Origin of the sequence: Halomarina salina (assembly GCF_023074835.1) — an archaeon.
GTDB classification, from domain to species: Archaea; Halobacteriota; Halobacteria; order Halobacteriales; family Haloarculaceae; genus Halomarina; species Halomarina salina.
In genome coordinates, this window is sequence record NZ_JALLGW010000006.1 from 59,535 (window position 1) to 78,276 (window position 18,742).

19 protein-coding genes are annotated in these 18,742 nt (G+C 69.4%); 7 read left to right on the plus strand and 12 right to left on the minus strand.

The genetic code is table 11. The features are described 5' to 3' along the window. Positions 1-26 precede the first annotated feature (26 nt). Complete coding sequence (locus MX571_RS21875; RefSeq protein ID WP_247421791.1) at positions 27-1,451, minus strand: lipopolysaccharide biosynthesis protein; 1,425 nt, start codon at positions 1,449-1,451, stop codon at positions 27-29. 168 nt (positions 1,452-1,619) lie between these two features. On the opposite strand from MX571_RS21875, the gene MX571_RS21880 reads away from it, so the two are divergent. Beyond that, complete coding sequence (locus tag MX571_RS21880; RefSeq protein WP_247421794.1) at positions 1,620-2,657, plus strand: glycosyltransferase family 4 protein; 1,038 nt, start codon at positions 1,620-1,622, stop codon at positions 2,655-2,657. A 94-nt stretch (positions 2,658-2,751) separates the two neighbouring features. Here the strand turns inward: MX571_RS21880 and MX571_RS21885 are convergent, their stop codons facing one another. Continuing rightward, positions 2,752-3,822 (minus strand): glycosyltransferase family 4 protein, encoded by a 1,071-nt coding sequence (locus MX571_RS21885; RefSeq protein WP_247421796.1) that lies wholly within the window; start codon positions 3,820-3,822, stop codon positions 2,752-2,754. Positions 3,823-3,884: 62 nt separating this feature from the next. After that, positions 3,885-4,307, minus strand: a complete 423-nt coding sequence (locus tag MX571_RS21890; RefSeq protein ID WP_247421798.1) for a hypothetical protein — start codon at positions 4,305-4,307, stop codon at positions 3,885-3,887. Between the two features lie 128 nt (positions 4,308-4,435). Here MX571_RS21890 and MX571_RS22880 point away from each other — a divergent pair, with 128 nt between their 5' ends. From MX571_RS22880 to MX571_RS21905, 3 genes are all read left to right on the plus strand, one after another. Further along, positions 4,436-5,350 (plus strand): M48 family metallopeptidase, encoded by a 915-nt coding sequence (locus MX571_RS22880; protein ID WP_247421813.1) that lies wholly within the window; start codon positions 4,436-4,438, stop codon positions 5,348-5,350. A gap of 158 nt (positions 5,351-5,508) precedes the next feature. Beyond that, positions 5,509-5,739 (plus strand): antitoxin VapB family protein, encoded by a 231-nt coding sequence (locus MX571_RS21900; RefSeq protein ID WP_247421815.1) that lies wholly within the window; start codon positions 5,509-5,511, stop codon positions 5,737-5,739. Then, on the plus strand, positions 5,736-6,131 hold the full coding sequence (locus MX571_RS21905) for a PIN domain-containing protein (protein ID WP_247421826.1): 396 nt from the start codon (positions 5,736-5,738) through the stop codon (positions 6,129-6,131). The genes MX571_RS21900 and MX571_RS21905 overlap by 4 nt, the downstream gene beginning before the upstream one ends. Before the next feature lie 17 nt (positions 6,132-6,148). Here MX571_RS21905 and MX571_RS21910 read toward each other — a convergent pair whose 3' ends face one another. Both MX571_RS21910 and MX571_RS21915 read right to left on the minus strand, forming a co-directional pair. Next, positions 6,149-7,183: a halocyanin domain-containing protein gene (locus MX571_RS21910; RefSeq protein WP_247421833.1), complete on the minus strand. Its 1,035-nt coding sequence runs from the start codon at positions 7,181-7,183 to the stop codon at positions 6,149-6,151. A 5-nt stretch (positions 7,184-7,188) separates the two neighbouring features. After that, entirely contained in the window at positions 7,189-8,334 is a 1,146-nt protein-coding gene (locus tag MX571_RS21915; protein WP_247421835.1) for a multicopper oxidase domain-containing protein, read from the minus strand. A gap of 175 nt (positions 8,335-8,509) precedes the next feature. Between MX571_RS21915 and MX571_RS21920 the strand changes: the two genes are divergently transcribed. Then, a complete protein-coding gene (locus MX571_RS21920) occupies positions 8,510-8,986 on the plus strand; it encodes a redoxin domain-containing protein (protein ID WP_247421837.1) in 477 nt (158 codons plus the stop codon). A 96-nt stretch (positions 8,987-9,082) separates the two neighbouring features. Here MX571_RS21920 and MX571_RS21925 read toward each other — a convergent pair whose 3' ends face one another. The 6 genes from MX571_RS21925 to MX571_RS21950 all read right to left on the minus strand — a co-directional run bounded on the left by MX571_RS21925 (position 9,083) and on the right by MX571_RS21950 (position 15,397). After that, positions 9,083-10,138 (minus strand): ABC transporter permease, encoded by a 1,056-nt coding sequence (locus MX571_RS21925; protein ID WP_247421839.1) that lies wholly within the window; start codon positions 10,136-10,138, stop codon positions 9,083-9,085. Continuing rightward, positions 10,135-11,268 carry an ABC transporter permease gene (locus tag MX571_RS21930; RefSeq protein ID WP_247421841.1) on the minus strand — a complete coding sequence of 378 codons (1,134 nt, stop codon included), beginning with the start codon at positions 11,266-11,268 and terminating at the stop codon, positions 10,135-10,137. The genes MX571_RS21925 and MX571_RS21930 overlap by 4 nt, the downstream gene beginning before the upstream one ends. Beyond that, entirely contained in the window at positions 11,265-12,869 is a 1,605-nt protein-coding gene (locus MX571_RS21935; RefSeq protein WP_247421843.1) for an ABC transporter ATP-binding protein, read from the minus strand. Before MX571_RS21935 ends, MX571_RS21930 begins: the two co-directional genes overlap by 4 nt. Positions 12,870-12,914: 45 nt before the next feature. Beyond that, positions 12,915-14,060 (minus strand): BMP family lipoprotein, encoded by a 1,146-nt coding sequence (locus tag MX571_RS21940; RefSeq protein ID WP_247421846.1) that lies wholly within the window; start codon positions 14,058-14,060, stop codon positions 12,915-12,917. A 374-nt stretch (positions 14,061-14,434) separates the two neighbouring features. Beyond that, positions 14,435-14,974, minus strand: coding sequence for a peptide-methionine (S)-S-oxide reductase MsrA (msrA, locus tag MX571_RS21945; RefSeq protein ID WP_247421850.1), 540 nt, complete (start codon positions 14,972-14,974; stop codon positions 14,435-14,437). Positions 14,975-15,076: 102 nt separating this feature from the next. After that, positions 15,077-15,397 carry a hypothetical protein gene (locus MX571_RS21950; RefSeq protein ID WP_247421855.1) on the minus strand — a complete coding sequence of 107 codons (321 nt, stop codon included), beginning with the start codon at positions 15,395-15,397 and terminating at the stop codon, positions 15,077-15,079. 563 nt (positions 15,398-15,960) lie between these two features. On the opposite strand from MX571_RS21950, the gene MX571_RS21955 reads away from it, so the two are divergent. Further along, positions 15,961-16,782 carry a ParA family protein gene (locus tag MX571_RS21955; protein ID WP_247421859.1) on the plus strand — a complete coding sequence of 274 codons (822 nt, stop codon included), beginning with the start codon at positions 15,961-15,963 and terminating at the stop codon, positions 16,780-16,782. Then, entirely contained in the window at positions 16,779-17,252 is a 474-nt protein-coding gene (locus MX571_RS21960) for a DUF8160 family protein (protein WP_247421862.1), read from the plus strand. The genes MX571_RS21955 and MX571_RS21960 overlap by 4 nt, the downstream gene beginning before the upstream one ends. Before the next feature lie 179 nt (positions 17,253-17,431). Here the strand turns inward: MX571_RS21960 and MX571_RS21965 are convergent, their stop codons facing one another. After that, on the minus strand, positions 17,432-18,628 hold the full coding sequence (locus MX571_RS21965) for a Cdc6/Cdc18 family protein (protein ID WP_247421865.1): 1,197 nt from the start codon (positions 18,626-18,628) through the stop codon (positions 17,432-17,434). Positions 18,629-18,742 lie beyond the last annotated feature (114 nt).

The window sequence follows — 18,742 nt, forward strand, 5'->3', positions numbered from 1 at the left end:
CCGAGTGCGTTCCACACCGGATGCGGTCAGCTCTCGGTCCGGGAGCGTGCGAGGCCGACGAACCGGGCGCGTGTCGGCGGGTGGACGCCGAGGCAGGCCCCGTAGGTGAGCGCGCCGAGCGCGACCAGCGCGAGCAGCGACCCCGCCGAGTCGGGGGTGACGACCCGCGAGGCCCCGAACACGACGGCACCCATCGCGAGCGCCGCCCCCACCTGCCAGGCGAGCGCGGTCCAGTCGGCTCGGAGCCGAATCTCGCTCGACAGCGCGCGCCACAGCAGCGCCGCCGCGACCCCCGCCGTGAGCGCCGTCCCGACGGCCGCGCCGAGCGGCCCGTACGCGAGCGCGAGGCCGACCGTGAGGACGAGGTTCGCCGTCAGGCCGACCGCGTTCGCCACGAACACGGCTCGCGGGCGGTCGAGGCCGAGCAGCGTCGACTGGACCACCTCCTTGACCGACTGGGCGACCTGCCCCGCGACGAGCACCGCGAGCAACGTCCCGCCGCCGAAGCCGTAGGCGACGGCCATGAACGGCCCCCCGAGGACGGCCGCGCCGACGACGGCGGGGACGACGAGGACGAGCGCGAGCGACAGCGACTCGGTGACGCTCTCCTCGATGCGCTCGATGGCCCCGCTCGACGCCCACGCGCTCACCGACGGCGACAGCGACGCGCCGACGGCCGTGCTCGCCATCGCGACGACGACGCTGACGCGCCACGCCGCCTCGTACGTCCCCACGGCGGCCTTCGAGACGAAGATGGCGAGGACGAGCGTGTCGAGCCACGAGTACGCGAGGTGGCTCACGTTCACGCCCGCGGTGTACGACGAGAACGACACGAGGCTCCGCATCGTCTCGCGGGTCGGCCGCGCGAACCCCGTGTCGAGCAGAAGGAGCGCCGCGAGCACGCGAACCGCGTGGCCGAGGACGAACCCGTAGACGAGACCGAGCGGTCCCACCCCGTCGAGGACGAACCAGACGCTCGCGCCGACCCGGACGAGTTCGCCGCCGAGTTCGACGCCCGCGCTGGTCGGGAGGCGGCGCTCCCCGCGGAGCGCGGAGAGGAGCACCCACTGGCCGGACTCGGCGGCGATGGCGACGACGAGTAGCGGCGCGACGGCCAGCCCCACCAGCGAGGTGAACGAGTCGGCGAACAGCAGGACGGCGGCGGTCACGGTCAGGAGCGGGACGGTGACGATGCCGAACGCGCCGGTGAGGTAGCGGGCGCGTTCGGTGGCGTCGCCCGCCCCCGCGAGTCGCTGGACGACGGCGGTGTCGACGCCGAACCGGGCGAGGACGGCGACGAGGACGACGACCGTCTCGAACGTGAAGTAGACGCCCAGCCCCGACGCGCCGAGCTCTCGGGCGAAGAAGACCGTGCTGGCGAAGCCGACGGCGCTACCGGCGAGGCGCGCGCCGAACAGCGCGAGGCTGTCGCGGTCGACCCCCTCAGCCATCGACGCCCTCCGCGTCGTGAGGGCGACCGACGGCGACCGGCGCGGACACGACCTCCGAAGACGAGCGACTCCCCACGCGACGCTGGTCGAGGAGGCGCTCTGTCATGGCCGAGGGGAGCCGTCCAGTCCGGATAGTTATATGACGGCTACCGCCGACCGACCAGAGGAATGGACCCCGAGGCCGCCCGCGTCGTCATGCTCTGCACCGACCCGCACCCCGCCCACGCCGGGTTCGCGCGGGCCGTGGGCGCAGAACAGGTCGGATTCCGCGAGCGCTCGGCCGGACCCCTCGCCGGCAGCGTCGCCGAGGACGCGCTGAACGCGCTGGCGTACCCCGACGCGGACGTCTACCTCGTCGAGGGGTCCCAGCCGCTGTACGCCGCGACGCTCGCCCGCGCCAGGACGGGCGCCAAGGTCGTCTACCTCTGTGCGGACCACGGCCTCTACGACCTCGGCCGCGGGTCGTTCGCGGGGCAGTCGGGACTCAAGACGCTCGTCGGGCGGTTCGGCCGCCCCGCCGTCCGCCGCATCGCCCGCCGGAGCATCGACGGCTGCGTCGCCGTCTCGGGGTTCGCCGCCGACTTCGTCCGGCCGTTCGTCGGGAGCGCCCCCGTCAGGGTCGCCCACCCGTACGTCCAGCCCGAGCGCTACGACGCCCTCCTCGATATCGACGACCCCCCCGACGAACCGACCGCGCTGACGGTCGGTCGCGGCGCGCGCTACAAGGGCGTCGACCTGCTCGTCGACGCGTGGCCGCGGGTGAGAGCGCGCCACCCCGACGCGACGCTCCACGTCGCCGGTGCCGGCCACCCCGGCGAGTACGGTGACGTTTCCGGCGTCCACGTCCACGGGTTCGTCGAGGAGTCGCGGCTGGTCGACCTGTTCGCCGCGAGCGCGCTGTTCGTCCAGCCCTCCCGGATGGACACGTTCCCCGTCAGCACGCTCGAAGCCTGCTGTGCGGGGCGGGTACCGCTGGTCACCGAGACGGCGGGCACCCGCTCGGAGGCGCGGGCGCTCGACCCGTCGCTGGTCGTCGAGCCGACGAGTGAGGCGCTCGCGAGCGGCGTCGCGGACTTCTTCGACCGCCCACGCCACGACCGCGAGACGCTCGCCGCACAGGCCCGCGAGCGCGGCCGGTCGTTCGACGCCGACACCCGGCAGGCGGCGTTCCGACGGGCGTTCGAGGACGTGGTCCGGCGGCTCTGACCGGCGACTGGTCGGTGGCGACGTGCTCGGCGACGACAGGGTTCGACAGCGGCTGGGTTCGGCGGCGACCGGTGTCGGCCGCCGTGGAGCGCGCTCAGAACTCGTCTACGGCGTCGGAGCCGTCGACGACCCGGTCGTAGACGGCCGCGACGCCGTCGGCGCAGTCGTCCCAGGTCGGTATCGCCGCGCTGGGTGCGGCGCGGCCGACGGCCCGGTGGACCGCCGTCGCGACCGTGTGCGGCGAGCGGTCGGCGACGCCGACGCAGTCCTCGCGGGCGGCCCAGTCGCGCAGGCCGCGCGTCGCCGAGACGACAGCGGGCGTCCCGGCCGCCAGCGACTCGCCGACCGTCAGCCCGTACGCCTCGACCGACGACAGCGCGAGGTGCGCGCTCGCCCCGGCGTAGAAGGCCGGGAGGTCGTCGTCCGGGACGTAGCCGAGGAACGTGACCCGGTCGGCGACGCCCGCTCGCCGGGCGAGACGCTCGAACGCGGCGCGTTCGGGGCCGCTTCCCGCGACCAGCAGGTCGTACTCCGGGAGCGAGGCGAGCGCCCGGATGGCGTGGCCGACGCCCTTGTACTCGACCAGTCGCCCGACACAGAGCAGGTACGGGCGGTCGCGGTCGTGGCCCGCCCCGCGGGCGGCCGCGAACCGCTGGTCGACGCCGTTGCGGACGAGCGTGGCGTCGACGCCGAAGTCGGCGGCGAGTCGCTCGCGCTCCCAGTCGCTGACGGCGACGACGGCCGCGGCGCGGGCGAGTGCGCGACGGCCGAGGGGCCGGTAGGCGGCGAGCAGGAGACGACGCAGTCGGTCGGCGCTCGTCCCGTGGTAGTGGGGCGTGGCGACGACCGGGACGTCGGTGGCGAGCGCCGCCTGGACGAACGGGAACGCGTGGTAGTTGTGGACGTGGACGAGGTCGGCCGGGCCGCCCTGGAGCGCCGAGGAGAGGCCGGGCGCGAAGTAGTACGCGTCGCCCGGCGCGACGCCCCGCAACCGGCGGACGGCGACGCCCTCGCGGACCTCGAACACCGGCAGGTCGCCGCCGTCGGCCGCGACGACCGTCACGCGGTGGCCGGCGCGCCGCTGGCGGGTCGCCAGCGCCCGGACGTGGCGCTCCACGCCCCCGTCGCTCGGGGGGTAGCGATGGGTGACGTGGAGGATGTGCATGGCGGTTTTTCGACGAGCGACCGTTTGGTTAAGAGTCCGTTATCCGGTCGCCGTGCGTGAGATTAGCTCGCGTCGTCGTCGAGGACGGCGTCGAGCGAGACGGCGTCGTCGTCCAGGAGCTTTCTGAACACCGCCTCCGCGCCCTCGTCGGTGATGACGGCGGGCGGCGACCACCCGCCCTTCGTCGAGAGCGCCTCGCGCGTGGCGTCGAACCCCTGGTCCTCGACGTACCACGTCAGGAGGTGGGCGAACTCCCAGGCCGACAGCGCTCGTTCGAACGTCACCGGCGTCACCGAGCGCTCGCCACTCGCCGTCCGGGTCCACAGCGAGACGTCGTAGGCGTCCGCCTCGTCCTCGGTGTCGACCCGTTCGGTCGTCGAGAGACCGCCACCCGCGTAGACGCCGACCGGTTCGACGGCGACGACGACGCCGTCACGCTCGAACCCCCCATCCCTGTCGGTCCAGTCCGGACACGGTGAGACCATACCCGGCGTGACCGCCACGCGCGGAAAAAGCTGTCCGCTCGGAGCGTGTCGCCGTCCTCGGCGAGAGGCGAGTCGGTGAGCAGCGACGCGGTGACTCTTTCTCCCCGGACGGTCGAGCAGTCGGTACAGTGTCAGTCGTCGTCCTCGGCGTGGTGGTGACCCTGTCGGTCGTCGTCGCGGCGCTCCACCAGTGGGTGCTCGACGCGCCGCTGCTCGAACTCGGCGGCGTGTCGTGGTTCCCGACCGGCGGCGAGCTGTCGGCCGCGGCGGCGCTCGCGCGGACCGCGCTGGCGGGAGTCGTCCCGCTCGCCGCGAGCGTCGCCGCGGCGATACTCGTCGCGACGACGCCGGTCCGGGTGTGGCTCTGGGGCGTCGTGGCCCTGCTCGCGGTGACCGTCGCCTGCTCGCCGGTGTTCGCGGTGTACCGCTACGCCGTCCGCCCGCCGACGCCCGCGGAGAGAGCGGTGCTCGGTTCGGCATCCACCCTCGGCTGTGACGTGCTGGTCGTCACGGACGCCGGGGACGGCCCCGTCAACGGCTACGCTATCGGCGGGCCGTTCCGGGACGTCGTCGGTGTCAGCGACTTCGCCCTGACGCACCTGCCGCCGGCGCAGGTGGCCGCGCTGCTGGCTCACGAGGTCTGTCACCACCGCGAGCGGCACGTGCTCGTCCGCGGCGCGGTGAGCGTGGCTGTCCTCGCCGTCGGGGCGGCGGTCACGACGGTGCTGTTCGACGAACTGGTCCTCGCGGTGACCGCCTGTCTGCTGGTGACCGTCCTCGTCGAACGCGTCGTCGCGTACTGGGTGATGCGCCGACTGGAGTTCCGGGCCGACGCGGTCGCCGCCCGGCGGACGTCGGTCCCGGCGGTCGTCTCGCTGCTGTCGGCGCTGGACGACGCCACCGATGTCGACCAGGCGCAGGTGCCGTGGCTGCTGCGACTGTTCTCGACACACCCCACCTACGTCGACCGAATCGCACGGCTCCGAGCACAGGAGTCCCGAGGCGGTGAGAAGTACCCGGCGACGCCGACCACCTCGCGGTAGTCGTGACACGGGCTGGCCGCCGCCGAGGGGCGACCCACGGCCGTCGACTGTCGGGGGGCGGCGGAACGCGACTGACAGAACCCGACTCTCGGAGACGGAGTGGTGCCGATGGTCCACGAGTTTATCATCTACCCTGCTCGTACACTGCTGTATACAGCATGTCGAAGAGCATCCGAGTCTCCGAGGAGTACCACGCCTTCCTCAAGGCCCACAAACGGGAGGGCGAGACGATGGAGGAGACGCTGCGACGACTCACGGGGGGCCCGGACCCAGAACTCGTGGCCGGAATCCTGTCCGACGACATGGCCGACGAAATCGAGAATCGCCTCGCACGGAAACGCGAGTCGGACGCCGACTCGAAAGACGCCCTCCGGGACCGACTGCGGTGATCCTCGACAGTTCGTACCTGATCGACCTGTTCCGCGGCGACGACGGCGCGTTCCGGGTCGGCGTCGACCTCCGAGAGCGAAACGTCGTTCAGCGAGTTCCTGCACCGGTCGTCGCCGAGCTCTCGTACGGTGTCGCTATCGAGGGAACCGACGAGGAGCGACGGCGCTTCGAGAACGCGATGGCGATGTACCCCGTGACGGCACAGACGCGTGAGCTGGCACGGGACGCCGGGGAACTGCTCGCACGGGCAGACCGCGATGCGGGTGGTGAGAGTGGCGTCGGGATGGTCGACGCGATGGTGGCGGCCGTCGGTGATGCGGTCGGAGAACCGATTCTCACCGACAACATCCGTGATTTCGAACGTCTCGGTGTCGAGACCGAGTCGTACTGACGTCGGCCGTCGGTACGCTACTCGCTCGACGTGATGTTCCGGAAGTGCTCGCGGAACGCGTAGAGGAACGGCGCGCCGAGGACGACGGCGCTCCCCCCGACGACGCTGTAGCCGAGCGTCGAGAACCGGGTCGTCGGCCCGTCGCCGACGACGACCACGCCCCGCATCCCCTCGTCGCCGTACTCGGTGCACTCGTAGGTGCTCAGGCCGTCGCCGTCGAACTGGACCGCGAACCGGTGGCCCGCTCCCGCGACCTGCTCGCTGTGGAACCCGAGGTCCGGGTCGGCCACGTCGTACGCGAGGTCGCCGACCCACTCCCAGACGACGGTCGTGCCGGGGTCGACGCGCATCGCCGGCGGGTCGAAGGCCAACTGCCCGCCGTTGCCCTCGGCCCCGACCTCGACGACCACCTCCGACTCGCCGCGCCGGTCGACGAGCGCGTGGTAGTTGTCCGTGTTCGCCAGCCAGCCGTCGTACGTCTCTTCCGGCTGGGTCGGCGTCTCGCCGGCGTCGTCCGTGTCGCCGCCAGCGCCACCGCCGCCACCGCCGCCGAGCGTGACGTCGGCGTCGCCCACGACGACGGCCCCCTTCATCCCCATCGCCTCGTGGGGGACACAGGAGTAGCGGACGACGCCGGGGTCGGCGAACGCGTGCTCGAACGTCTCGCCCGTCGAGCCGTAGTACTCGGAGGTGAACGAGCCGTCCTTCGCGGCGACGTTGTGCGTCCCGCCCTCGCCCGTCCACGTCCAGACGACGGTCGTGCCGGGGTCGATCCGGACCGCGACGGGGTCGAACGCGAACGACCCGCCGTTGCCCGACGTCCCGACCGCGACCTCGACGCTGGACTGCCCGCGCGCGTCGACGACCTCGCCGACGTTCTCGGTGTTCGCGAACCACGCGGAGAGGTCGACCGCGTCGCCCGAGCGACCGCCGTCGCCGGTGCCACCAGCCCCGCCGCCAGCCTGCGCCGTGGCGGGTGTGGCGAGCAGGCTCGCCCCGACCGTCGCGCCGGCCGTCGCCGCGAGGAACCGCCTGCGGGTGGTTCTGGTCATCGCGCTCACCCCTCGTAGCCCGCGTACTCCATCAGCGAGCGGAAGATGTCGGTGTCCATCGCCTCGTCGTAGACGATGGCGTTGAGCATCCCGCCGGGGTACGACGACCCGTTGCGGACGTGGTCGACCTTGTGGCAGTGCATGAGGTAGATGCCGGGGTCGGCGTCCGCCTCGAACTCGACGGTGTAGCGCTCGGCGGGCGCGACGTTGAGGACGTCCTGCTCGAACTGGAGCGCCTCGGGCATCGGGCTGCCGTCCTTCTCGACGACGCGGAAGCGGTGGTTGTGGGTGTGCAGCGGGTGGCTCATGAACCCCGCGTTGACCCAGTGGATGCGGACGGTGTCGCCCGACTCGACGATGATCGGCGAGCCGGTCTCGGGGTGGAGCGTCGCGGGCGCGGACTTCCCGTTGAGCGTGAACGCGTCGGCGTGGCGGTTCGTGAGGTCGTAGCTGACGTTCTCGCCGCCGTGCTGGCGCGAGAGGCGGGTGTCCCACTCCTTGGCCGTCATGAAGTACTCCTTGTCGGCCTCCTCGTACCCCTCGGGGTCGACGCGGAGGATACCGTACATCCCCATCTCCATGTGCATCGGCGTCTGGTAGTGGCAGTGGTAGAGGTGGGTCCCGGGGACGTTCGCCGGGATATCGTAGGTGTGACTCTCGCCGGGCATCACCGTGATGCCGGTCGTCGTCGGCACGCCGTCGTTCTCCCAGGTCTTGCGGACGCCGTGGAAGTGCAGCGTGTGGGGGACCTCCATCCCCGTGTTGTCGAGCGTGATCTTCAGGTCGTTCCCCTCCGTCGTCCGGAGGATGGGACCGGGGACGCTCGGCGTGCCGTCGTCGGCCTGGAACGCCCAGACCACGGGGAGGTTGATGGGCCCGCCCATCGACTCGCCGGGGTGGATGGCGTGGCGCGCCATGACGGACTTGATGGTCACCTCGTGGTTGCGCTCGTCGAGGTTCACCACCTCGGGGCGGCCGGTCCAGGGGAGGTTCGAGGGGGCCGCAGTGCCGTCCGTGGTCGCGTTCACGACCTGTGCGGAGGGCGAGGAGGTCGTGGTACACCCCGCCGTGGCGAGGAGGCCGACCGACCCGGTCGCTGCGAGGAACTGTCGTCGGGAGATTCCCGTTCCGGGGGCACCGATGTCTGACATACACGCTAGCGTTGACAGCTAGAAGAGATAATACGGAAACCCGATTCCCACTCGGTAAGAATCGCCGGTCTCGTCGGCTCTCTCGGGTGAGTTCCCCAGCGGGATAGCCCTCACGCCAGCGGCGAGCGCGACCGCCAGCACGACCCGTTTACCGCTCGCGGCCCTTCGAGCACGTATGGTATCCGAAGGCGACAGCGCACCCGACTTCACGCGGAAGGTGGCGACCGGCGACACGGAGGAGTTCACGCTCTCGGAGCGCACCGGCGACGGGCCGCTCGTGCTCGCCTCCTTCCCCGGCGCGTTCACGCCGCCGTGTTCGAACGAGATGGTCGCGCTCGAAGACCACCTCGACGACTACGAGGACGCGGGCGCGACGCTGTACGGCCTGAGCGCGGACTCGCCGTTCTGCCTCAACGCGTTCCGCGACGAGCAGGACCTCTCGTTCGACCTCGTCAGCGACATGAGCGGCGACGTCATCGAGGAGTACGGCCTGTCGATGGACGCCCCCGACCTCGGCCTCTACGGCGCGGCCAACCGCGCGGTGTACGTCCTCGACGACTCGGGGACGGTCACCTACGCGTGGGAGGCCGACGACCCCGCCGAGGAGGAACCCGACTACGACGAACTGCTCGACGCCATCGAGTCGGCCTGAACGGACGGACGAATCGCGACGCGGTCGAGACGAGGACCATCGTTTTCCTGTGGAGAAAAGCGCACCCACGGCAGGTACCTCACAGCGAGGCCGACCCTACTCCTCGCTCTCGTAGTGCTCGCCGACGGCCGACGGCATCCGGGTCGAGCCCCAGACGGTCAGCACGACGATGACCGCGACGTACGGGAACAGGTTGACGAGCCGGTTCGGGAGCTCGATACCCGCCGTCTGGAACTGGATCTGGAGCATGTCGAGGCCCCCGAACAGCAGCGCCGCGGCGGCCGCGCCGAGCGGGTTGTAGTTCCCGAACAGGTAGGCGACGATGGCGATCCAGCCGCGACCGTTGACCATCGTGTCGCCGGTGCCCGTGAACGACCCGGCGTGGGCCATGAGGACGGCGCCACCGAGGCCCGCCATCGCGGCCGAGAAGACGACGGCCACGTACCGGACGCGGGCGACGTCGATACCGGCCGTGTCGAGCGCCTCCGGGTTCTCGCCGGCGGCCTGGACCCAGTAACCGTACTTCGTCCGGTAGAGCAGCACCCACGCGGCGACGGCGGCGAGGACGGTGAGCCACACCAGCGGCGAGGTGTCGAACAGGATCGGGCCGACCACCGGCAGGTCGGCGAGCACCGGGATAGTGAGGTCGGCCATGCTCGCCAGGCCGGGGCTGTTCCGGTTACCCCAGAGCAGGACGGCGACGAACGGGCCGAACCCGAGACCGACGAACCAGACGGCGAGCCCCGCCACGATCTGGTTGGCCTCGTAGCGGACGAGCAGGACGCTGAACGCGACGCCGAGCACCACGCTGACGAGCGTCGCCGCGGCGATTCCGAGCCAGAGGTCGCCCTGGCTCGGCGACTCGCCGCCGAGGAGGAACGTCACCGCCGCGGCGTTGACCGCGCCGAATATCATGAACCCCTCCAGCCCGATGTTGAACACGCCGCTCTTCTCGGCGTAGAGGCCGCCGATGGCCGCGAGCGCGATGGGACACGACGCCTGGATGGCACGCTCGACGAAGCCGACGGTGAGGATGTCGGCGACCGGCAGGTCGAACACCGTCGTCGAGAGGATGCCGAGCGCCAGGACGGCGAGGGCGCTCCCGAGCAACAGTCGGTATCGGTCGCTGTAGCGCACGAGCGCGCCACTCATCGACCTTCACCTCCGAGGCCGGTTCGCTTCGCCGCCATCCGGAACAGCTCCGGCGCGGCGACGAACAGCACGACGAGCCCCGCGATGCCGTCGATCAGCTGGATGGGGATGTCGGTGTTGATGCCGATGTAGGAGCCGGCGGAGTCGAGACCGCCGAACAGCAGGCCGGCCGGGACGACCCCGAGGGGGTTGTTCGCCGCCAGCAGGCTCACCGCGATGGCGTCGAAGCCGTACGTCCCGATGCCGCCGGGGTCGCTGTAGTAGCCCTGGATCATGATGGCGAACACCGCACCGGCGACGCCCGCGACCATCCCCGAGAGGGTCATCGTGCTCACGATGGTCCGCCTGGCGTCGACGCCCGAGTACGCCGCTGCGGACTGCTGGTAGCCGCTCGTCACCATGTCGTAGCCGACCGTGGTCCGCACCATGAGCACCGCGATCAGGACGACGACGAGCAGTGCGATGGCGAACCCGACGACCGAGAAGTCGGGGTTGTCGTAGACGAGTCGCGGGAACGAGACGTACTCGGGAAGGCGTGCGGTGTTCGGTGCGCGGTTGCCCTCGCCGCGGAACGGTCCCTCGACGAGGAAGCCGACGACGCCGGTCGCGACGAAGTTGAGCATGATGGTCGTGATGATCTCGTTCGCGCCGGCGTACGCCTTCAGTATCCCCGGAAGCGCGGCGTACGCGCCCGCGGTGACGATGGCCGCCAGCGTCCCGAGGCCGATGAGGAGGACGCCGCCGGTCGGACCCTCGGGGAACATCGGTGCGAGCCACAGGATGGTGACGATGGTCGTGAACCCGCCGACGACGAACTGCCCCTGCACGCCGATGTTGAACACGCCCGCGCGGAACGCGATGGCGACCGCGACGCCCGTCAGGATGAGGATGGTCGCGAACTTCAGCGACCGGGCGGTCGCGCTGCGGTCGCCGAACGACCCCTCGAACATGGCGCCGAGGAACTCGGCCGGGTCGTAGCCCGCGGCCGCCACGATGACGAGGCCGATGAGCAACGCGAGGAGCGTCGACGCCGTCGCGATGGCCAACCGTTCGAGGACCGTCAGGTCGAGCACTCGGTCGGCCGCCCGGTCGAGTGTCGACCGCGCTCGACTCGACCCGTCGTCGCTCACGACCGCACCCCCTCGTCCTCCGGCCGCTCGTCGGTGGGTCGCGTGTCCGCGTCCGTGTCGGTCGCCCCCGTCGAGTCGAGGGTCCGGCCGGCCATCAGCAGGCCGAGCTCCTCGTCGCTCACCTCGTCGGGGTCGACGACGTCGATGAACTCGCCCTCGTACATGACCGCGATACGGTCGGAGAGCGCCCGGATCTCCTCGAGCTTCGAGGAGACGAACAGGATAGCAAGCCCCTCCTCGCGGAGGTCGACGAGGCGGTCGTGGATGAACTCGATCGACCCGATGTCGACGCCGCGGGTCGGGTGGGCCGCGACCATCACGTCCGGGTCGTGTTCGATCTCCCGACCGACGATGAACTTCTGCTGGTTCCCGCCCGACAGCGACCGGGCTCTCGCGTCCGTGTTCCCCGGCTGGACGTCGTACTCGTCGACGATCTCCTCGGCGTGGTCGCGGACGGCGGGCCAGTCGACGAACCGTCGGCTGACGAACCGCCCGACGGTCTGGTTGCCGAGCAGCGCGTTGCGCACGAGGTCGTACTCCTGGACGAGCCCCTCGGTCTGGCGGTCCTCGGGGACGTACGCGATACCGGCCTGGATGCGCCGGCGGCGGCTCATCCCGGTGATGTCCTGCCCGTCGAACTGGACCGTCCCCGCCGAGACGGGGCGGACGCCCGTGACGGCCTCGACCAGTTCGGTCTGGCCGTTGCCCTGGACGCCCGCGATACCGAGAATCTCGCCCTCGTGGACCGTGAGGTCGACGTCGGTCACCTGCTCGCGGCCGCGGTCGCCCTGGACGTGGAGGCCGTCGACGTCGAGCATCGGGCGACCGGGCGTGCGCTCTCTGGGTCGGCGCTCGGTGAGCACCTCGCGGCCGACCATCATGCGGGCGAGTTCCTGCTCGCTCGTGTCGGCCGCGTCGACGGTCCCGATGGCCTCGCCGTCGCGGAGGACGGTCACGTCGTCGGCGACGGCCAGCGCCTCGTCGAGCTTGTGCGTGATGAAGATGAGCGAGCGACCCGCCGCGGTGAGTTCGTTCATCACGTCGAACAGCCGGTCGACCTCCTGGGGCGTGAGCACGGCCGTCGGTTCGTCGAAGACGAGGACCTCCGCGCCACGGTAGAGGCTCTTGACGATCTCGACGCGCTGGCGCGCGCCGAGGTCCAGGTCCCGGATCGGCGTGTCGAGGTACTGGTCGACGTCGAAGTCGTAGCGCTCACAGATGTCCACCACGTCGCCCCGGGCGGCCGACTCGTCGACCAGCCCGTTGTCGGTCGGCTCGTGGCCGAGGATGACGTTCTGGAGCACCGTCATCGGCTCGACGAGCTGGAAGTGCTGGTGGATCATCCCGACGCCAGCGTCCATCGCGTCGCGAGGCGAGTCGAACTCGCGAGGCTCGCCGTCGACGACGACCGTCCCGGCGTCCTTCTCGTAGAGGCCGTAGAGGACGCTCATCAGCGTCGTCTTGCCCGACCCGTTCTCCCCGAGCAGGGCGTGGACCGTGCCGCGGTCCAGCGTGAAGTCGACGCTGTCGTTCGCGACGACGTCACCGAAGCGCTTGGTGATGCCCTCCAGTCGGACGGCGGGCTGGGCGTTACGTCCCATACGTGAGCGGGTAGATGTCCATGAGAGAGGTTCGAGCGACGGCGGTCAGTTACAGCCCGAGGCGGTGCAGGGGACGCTGATGTCGCCGCTCGTGATGCCCTGCTTCGCCTCGTCGATGTTCTGCTGGACGACGTCGGGCAGCTGGCCCTCGTAGGCCTGCCCGATGACGAGGTCGACCGCCTCGTCCTCGAGGCCGACGGTGTTCTGGCCGGCGACGCTGCTGAAGTCGTCCTGCGCGACGGCGGCGGCGACCTCGCGGGTCCCCTCGTTGATGAACTTCACCGCCGACCCGAGGATGACGTCCTGGAAGTCCGGGAGCGTCTGTGACTGGTCGGCGTCGACGCCGATGGCGAGGCGGCCCTTCGACTGGGCCGCCTCGAACACGCCGCGACCCGCCGCCGCCGCAGCGTGGTAGACGATGTCGGCTCCGTCGTCGTACTGCGAGCTGGCGATGTCGGCCGCCGTGCTCGTGTCGGTGTAGTTGCCGATGTAACCGACGTTGACCTGGACATCGGAGTTGACCCACTCCGCGCCCGCGACGTACGCCCGCTCGAACGCGTTGATGAGCGACCCGTCGACGCCGCCGACGAAGCCGATCTGGGCGGTGTCGGGCCTGGTCGAGCCACCGCCCCCGGTCAGCTCCTCGGTGGTCATCGTCCCGCCGAGCACGCCCGCGAGGAACGACATCTGGTGGTTCGCCCAGGTGTAGCCCGCGACGTTGGGCTGGTCGACGTAGTCGTTGATGAGCATCCAGTTCTGGTCGGGGTAGTCGACGGCGTTCTGCGACAGCGCCTCCGTGTGGTTGTACGACACCAGCACGATGAGGTCGTAGTCACCGCTCTGGGCGAGGTTGGCCTGCGTCGACTGGTACTGCGCCTGCTCGGTCTCCTCGACCTGGTTGATCTCGATGTTGTACTCCTCGCTCGCGGTCTGGAGACCCTGCAACGCCAGGTCGTTGAACGCGTTGTCGTCGAACCCGGCCGGACTGGAGACGATGGCGACGTTCGTCGGCTCGCCGCTTCCACCGCCGCCACCGTCGCTACTGGTCTCGTTGCCGCCGCTTCCGTTACCGCCGCCGTCGCTGCCGTTCCCGTCACTGCCGTCGTCGCCACCGTCGCCGTCGCCACCACCGCCGCCGAGACAGCCGGCGAGCGCAGTGGTTCCAGCGAGGACGGCCCCGGAAGCGAGCACGGACCGTCGGCTGATCGACTGCTGTGTGCTACCGGTGCTAGAATCGCTAGATTCCTCAGAGGGTCTTTCCATGATACTGAACGTCGTTAACTCACCTGCGCATAAATATTTGTATGCTTACTGAACTTTTCCTCGTACTGTCTTCCGTTGTATTTATTTTCCGCCAGTTAGTTACCACTACGGACAGGTCGGTCGGGGCGGCCGTTCACGGGTACTGAATCGGACAGTCCACGCACGACCGTCCGAACCGTCGTCGAGTTCCGTCCCACCGGCGAGAGCGGGAGGAGAGGAGTACGGTCCGACGAGTAGCGTCCGACTCGTTCGGAGACTGCCGGCGTCGGGCTCGGTCGAGGCACCCGGCGTCGCGGGCCTGACTACTGGGTGACGTTCGCGGCGAACTTCTCGCGGACCTTCCGGATCTTCGGGTCGGCGTTGAACTGGCAGTAGCCGTCGCCGGGATTCTTCTCGTAGTAGTCCTGGTGGTACTCCTCGGCCTCGTAGAACGTCTCCAGCGGTTCGACCTCGGTGACGATGTCGTCGTCGTAGGCGTTCTCCGACTCCAGTCCCGCGATGTACTCCTCGGCGAGTTCGCGCTGCTCGTCGTCGTGGTAGAGGACGATGGAGCGGTACTGGCTCCCGACGTCCGGCCCCTGCCGGTTCAGCGTCGTCGGGTCGTGGACCGTGAAGAAGATCGCGAGGATCTCCGGGTAGTCGACGACTGCGGGGTCGTACTCGATCTGGACGACCTCGGCGTGGCCCGTCTCCTCCCGACAGACCGCCTCGTAGGTGGGGTCCTCGACGTGGCCGCCCGCGTACCCCGAGGTGACCTCGTGGACGCCGTCGACTTCCTTGTACACCGCCTCGGTACACCAGAAACAGCCACCGCCGACGGTGGCGAGTCGCGTCTCGCTCATACCCGCGGTAGGGCGGCCCGACGGTTAACTCCCGCGCGTCCGTGAGTGGTCGCCGGCACGTTCGCGGGCGTTCGCCGAGGCCGAACGGTCGACCGCACCCGGTCAGGTCTCGGCCAGCGAGTCCAGGTCGAGCCCGAACGAGAGACCGCTCCCCTCGACCGACCGCGTACACGGCACCGTCTCGCCTTCGAGGTCCTCGACGTCGTCGAGCGCGAGGTCGTACGCGTCGAGCAGCGTCTTCAGTCGGCAGTTCATCCCCCAGACGGGCGGTATCGTCAGCGCCTCCTCGAACCGGTCGCCACTCGGGAGTCCCAGCACCACGGTCACCATCGGGTCGTCGACGCGGACCGCGACGACGGGGAGGTCGTCGAGGCTACCCTGCGTCGCGGCCAGCGAGTCCGCGACGTCGTCGATGTCGGTCATACGAGCGCGTTCGACCGACGCGGCATAAGCTCACCCGTCGGCGAGGCATCCGGTCGACCCGTCCAGGCGCGCAACTCGGCGGACCGTCGAACCCGTTAGGCGTCGAATCCCTCGCGTCTTCGGAGCGCCGACCTGAACGAGCGGGACGGCTCGGTTCGCGTGGTTCCTGCGAGACCAGCTGGTTCACCTGGTTCGGGGCGACAGGACGGTTCGGCTGGTTCACTCGGTTCGGACACACCAGACGTACAAGACAGTTTTGACGGTTTTGACGTGTTTGACAGTTCGTTCAGTTTTGCCACCAGAGACGGACGAACCGGAAAACCCCGATTGTACCGCCAGTCTCAGCCCCACCGCGCGCCGAGACCAGCACACGACGTTTCCGGTGAAAATGCCATCCACAGCTCTGTAGCCGCGATATTGTACCTATGACATTCACGGAACTTGTGACGTCCGATGTGTCTCGCCCGATTCGAGTAGTTCAGACAGTTTGTACGTCAAAACCAGTTCGCCCATCACGTACGCGTCTGACGTAACGTTAAGCCGACTCGTCCAAACCGGTTCGTATGGCCGGTCCAGCGAAGCTATCATTTTCGAATCAGAAGGGTGGCGTGGGCAAGACCACCGTCGGCATCAACGTCGCCGGCGCGCTCAACGCACGCGGGCGCGACGTGCTGTTCGTGGACCTCGACCCGCAGGGCAACGCGACGGAGGGCCTGGGCTTCCGCGAGGCGTACGACGAGGACCCACCCAGCCTGTTCGACGTGCTCACCGACCCCGAGCATCGTGACTCGTTCCCCGACCTGGTCCGCGACCACCCCGAGATGGACGTGGTCCCCTCGAACATCGACATGACCGCGGCCGAACCCGAGCTGACGCTCTCGCGGCGCGGCGGCGAGCAGTTGGCACTCGCGCTGGAGACCGTCGAGGACGACTACGACTACGTACTGGTCGACTGTCCGCCACACCTCGGCTACCTCACCGACAACGGTCTGCACGCGACGCGGAACGTCCTCATCCCGGCGCTCGCCGAGTCGACCAGCAAGCGCGCGCTCGAACTGCTGTTCGACCACGTCGAGTCGCTGGAACTCGACTACGACATCACCATCGCCGAGCGCGGCGTCGTCGCCAACCGCGTCGAGTCGACCAACGAGGGCCGGACGATGCTCGACTGGTTCGACGAGGCGTTCCCCGACATCCCCGTCTGGGAGGTCCGCAAGCGCGTCGCACTCCAGCGCGCGTTCTCAGAGGGCGTCTCGCTGTTCGAGTACGACCCCGAGGTCGACATGACCGAGACGTTCCTCGCCATCGCCGCGAACCTCGACGAGCAGTTCGGGTTCGACGACGCCCCCGCGGAAGCGACGGAGACCGCGGAGGTGCGCCGATGAGCGACGACCGCGCGAGTCGCCTACGCTCGCGACGCGGGAAGGCCCGGGAGCGCGCCGAAGCACAGCAGTCCGAGGCCGAGGAACGCGAACGGGAGTCGGGGGGCGAGTCAGTCGACGAGTCGGCGAGTGCCACGGAACCGGCCGACGCAGGCGCGACCGATGCAGCGACAGACGAGACCACCGAGACATCCGGCGACGAGCGCGACGCGAGGGATGCGAACGAAGACGAAGACGCCGGGGACGGCAGCGTCAAGGAGGAACGCGTCGGGACCTACATGTACCTCCCCGAGTCCCAGAAGCGCGAACTCCAGCGGGTCTACGGGACCCTGAAGGTCCAGTACGAGTACGAGTACGACGAGGAGTTCGAGAAGAACCGCCACTTCTTCCCCGCGGTCGTCCGCCACGGCCTGGAGACGCTCGACGGGATGGACGCCGCCGACGTGCGCGCGGTCGTCGACGACCTCGACTGACCCGGTTCCGACCGGCGACCCCCATCGAACGCCACAGTCGTGAACGGCTATCGACTGTCACCGACGGTTGACGACGGTCACCGATCCGTCGATTCGAATCGGCGGTACACACCACGTTTCCGGTGAAATCGGGAGATTGTCTCCAATGACAAAGAGTCTCTACTTCGAGTATAAGATGCCTACTCGGTGTCCATCAGCACGCTCTGGATGACCTCGGGGTCCTCGAGGAGTCGGTGTTCCGTGTAGCTCCCTTCGGCGGACCCGCCGCTGTGGCGGGACTGCTCGATGACGTCGAGGAAGGCGTGTTCCTTGAGCAGGTCGCGGACCCGGCGCAGCGACAGCGACTCCGACCCTTCCTGGCGGCAGACCTGCTCGTACAGCTCGTAGATGCGCGTCGTGCGGAACGCCTCGTCGTCGCCCTCGTTGAGCGAGAGCAGCGTCAGCGCCTGGAGCACGTACCGGGCGTGAGGCGTCGACCCGCGGATGAGTTCGCGGAAGCGGTCGGTCTCGGCGCGCTGGCGCGCCTGGACGACGAAGTCCTCCTGGACGACCTCCGCGCCGGTCGACTGCGCGATCTCGCCCGCGTACCGGAGGATGTCGATGGCCTTGCGGGCGTCTCCGTGCTCGCGGGCGGCGAGCGCCGCGGCCCGCGGGATGACCGAGTCGGCCAGGACCCCGTCCCGAAAGGCGTCCGACCGCGCGTCCATGATGTCGCCCAGCTGGGCGGCGTCGTACGGCGGGAAGACGAACTCGCGCTCGCAGAGGCTCGACTTGACGCGCTCGTCCATCCGGTCTTTGTACTTGATCTTGTTCGAGATGCCGATGACGCCGACCTTGCAGTTGGTGAGCTTCCCTGCCTCGCCCGCCCGCGAGAGCTGCATGAGGATGTCGTCGTTGTCGAGCTTGTCGATCTCGTCGAGGATGACGAGGACGACGTCGTAACACTCGTCGAGGATGGCCCAGAGGCGCTTGTAGTACGTCGCGGTCGCGATGCCCTTGTCGGGGATGTTGATACCCGTCTCGTCGGGTCGGTTGAGCGCGCTCGCGATGGTCTGGACCGCCTGGGTCTCCGTCGAGTCCTGCGCGCAGTCGACGTACGCGAAGTCGGTCGTCACCCCCTCCTCCTCGGCGGTGTCGATGAGTCGCCCGGAGACGTACTTCGCACAGAGCGATTTCCCCGTGCCGGTCTTCCCGTAGATGAGGACGTTGCTCGGGCTCTGGCCGAAGATGGCCGGGTTGACCGCGTTTGCGAGCTGGCTGATCTCCTCGTCCCGGCCGACGATACGCCCCTCGTCGGGGAGGTGGTTGATCTCGAGGAGCTCTTTGTTCACGAACACCGGGTCCTCCCGGATGAACAGGTCGTCGGCGTCGGACATCTGGATACACACCGCGTTTCCGGTGAAACGTCTTGACTGTTCCCCCTACAGGCCGGTGAAAGTGAAAAGAGACAGCACGTCCACTAATATACTACAGAAAGCATGATACATCCA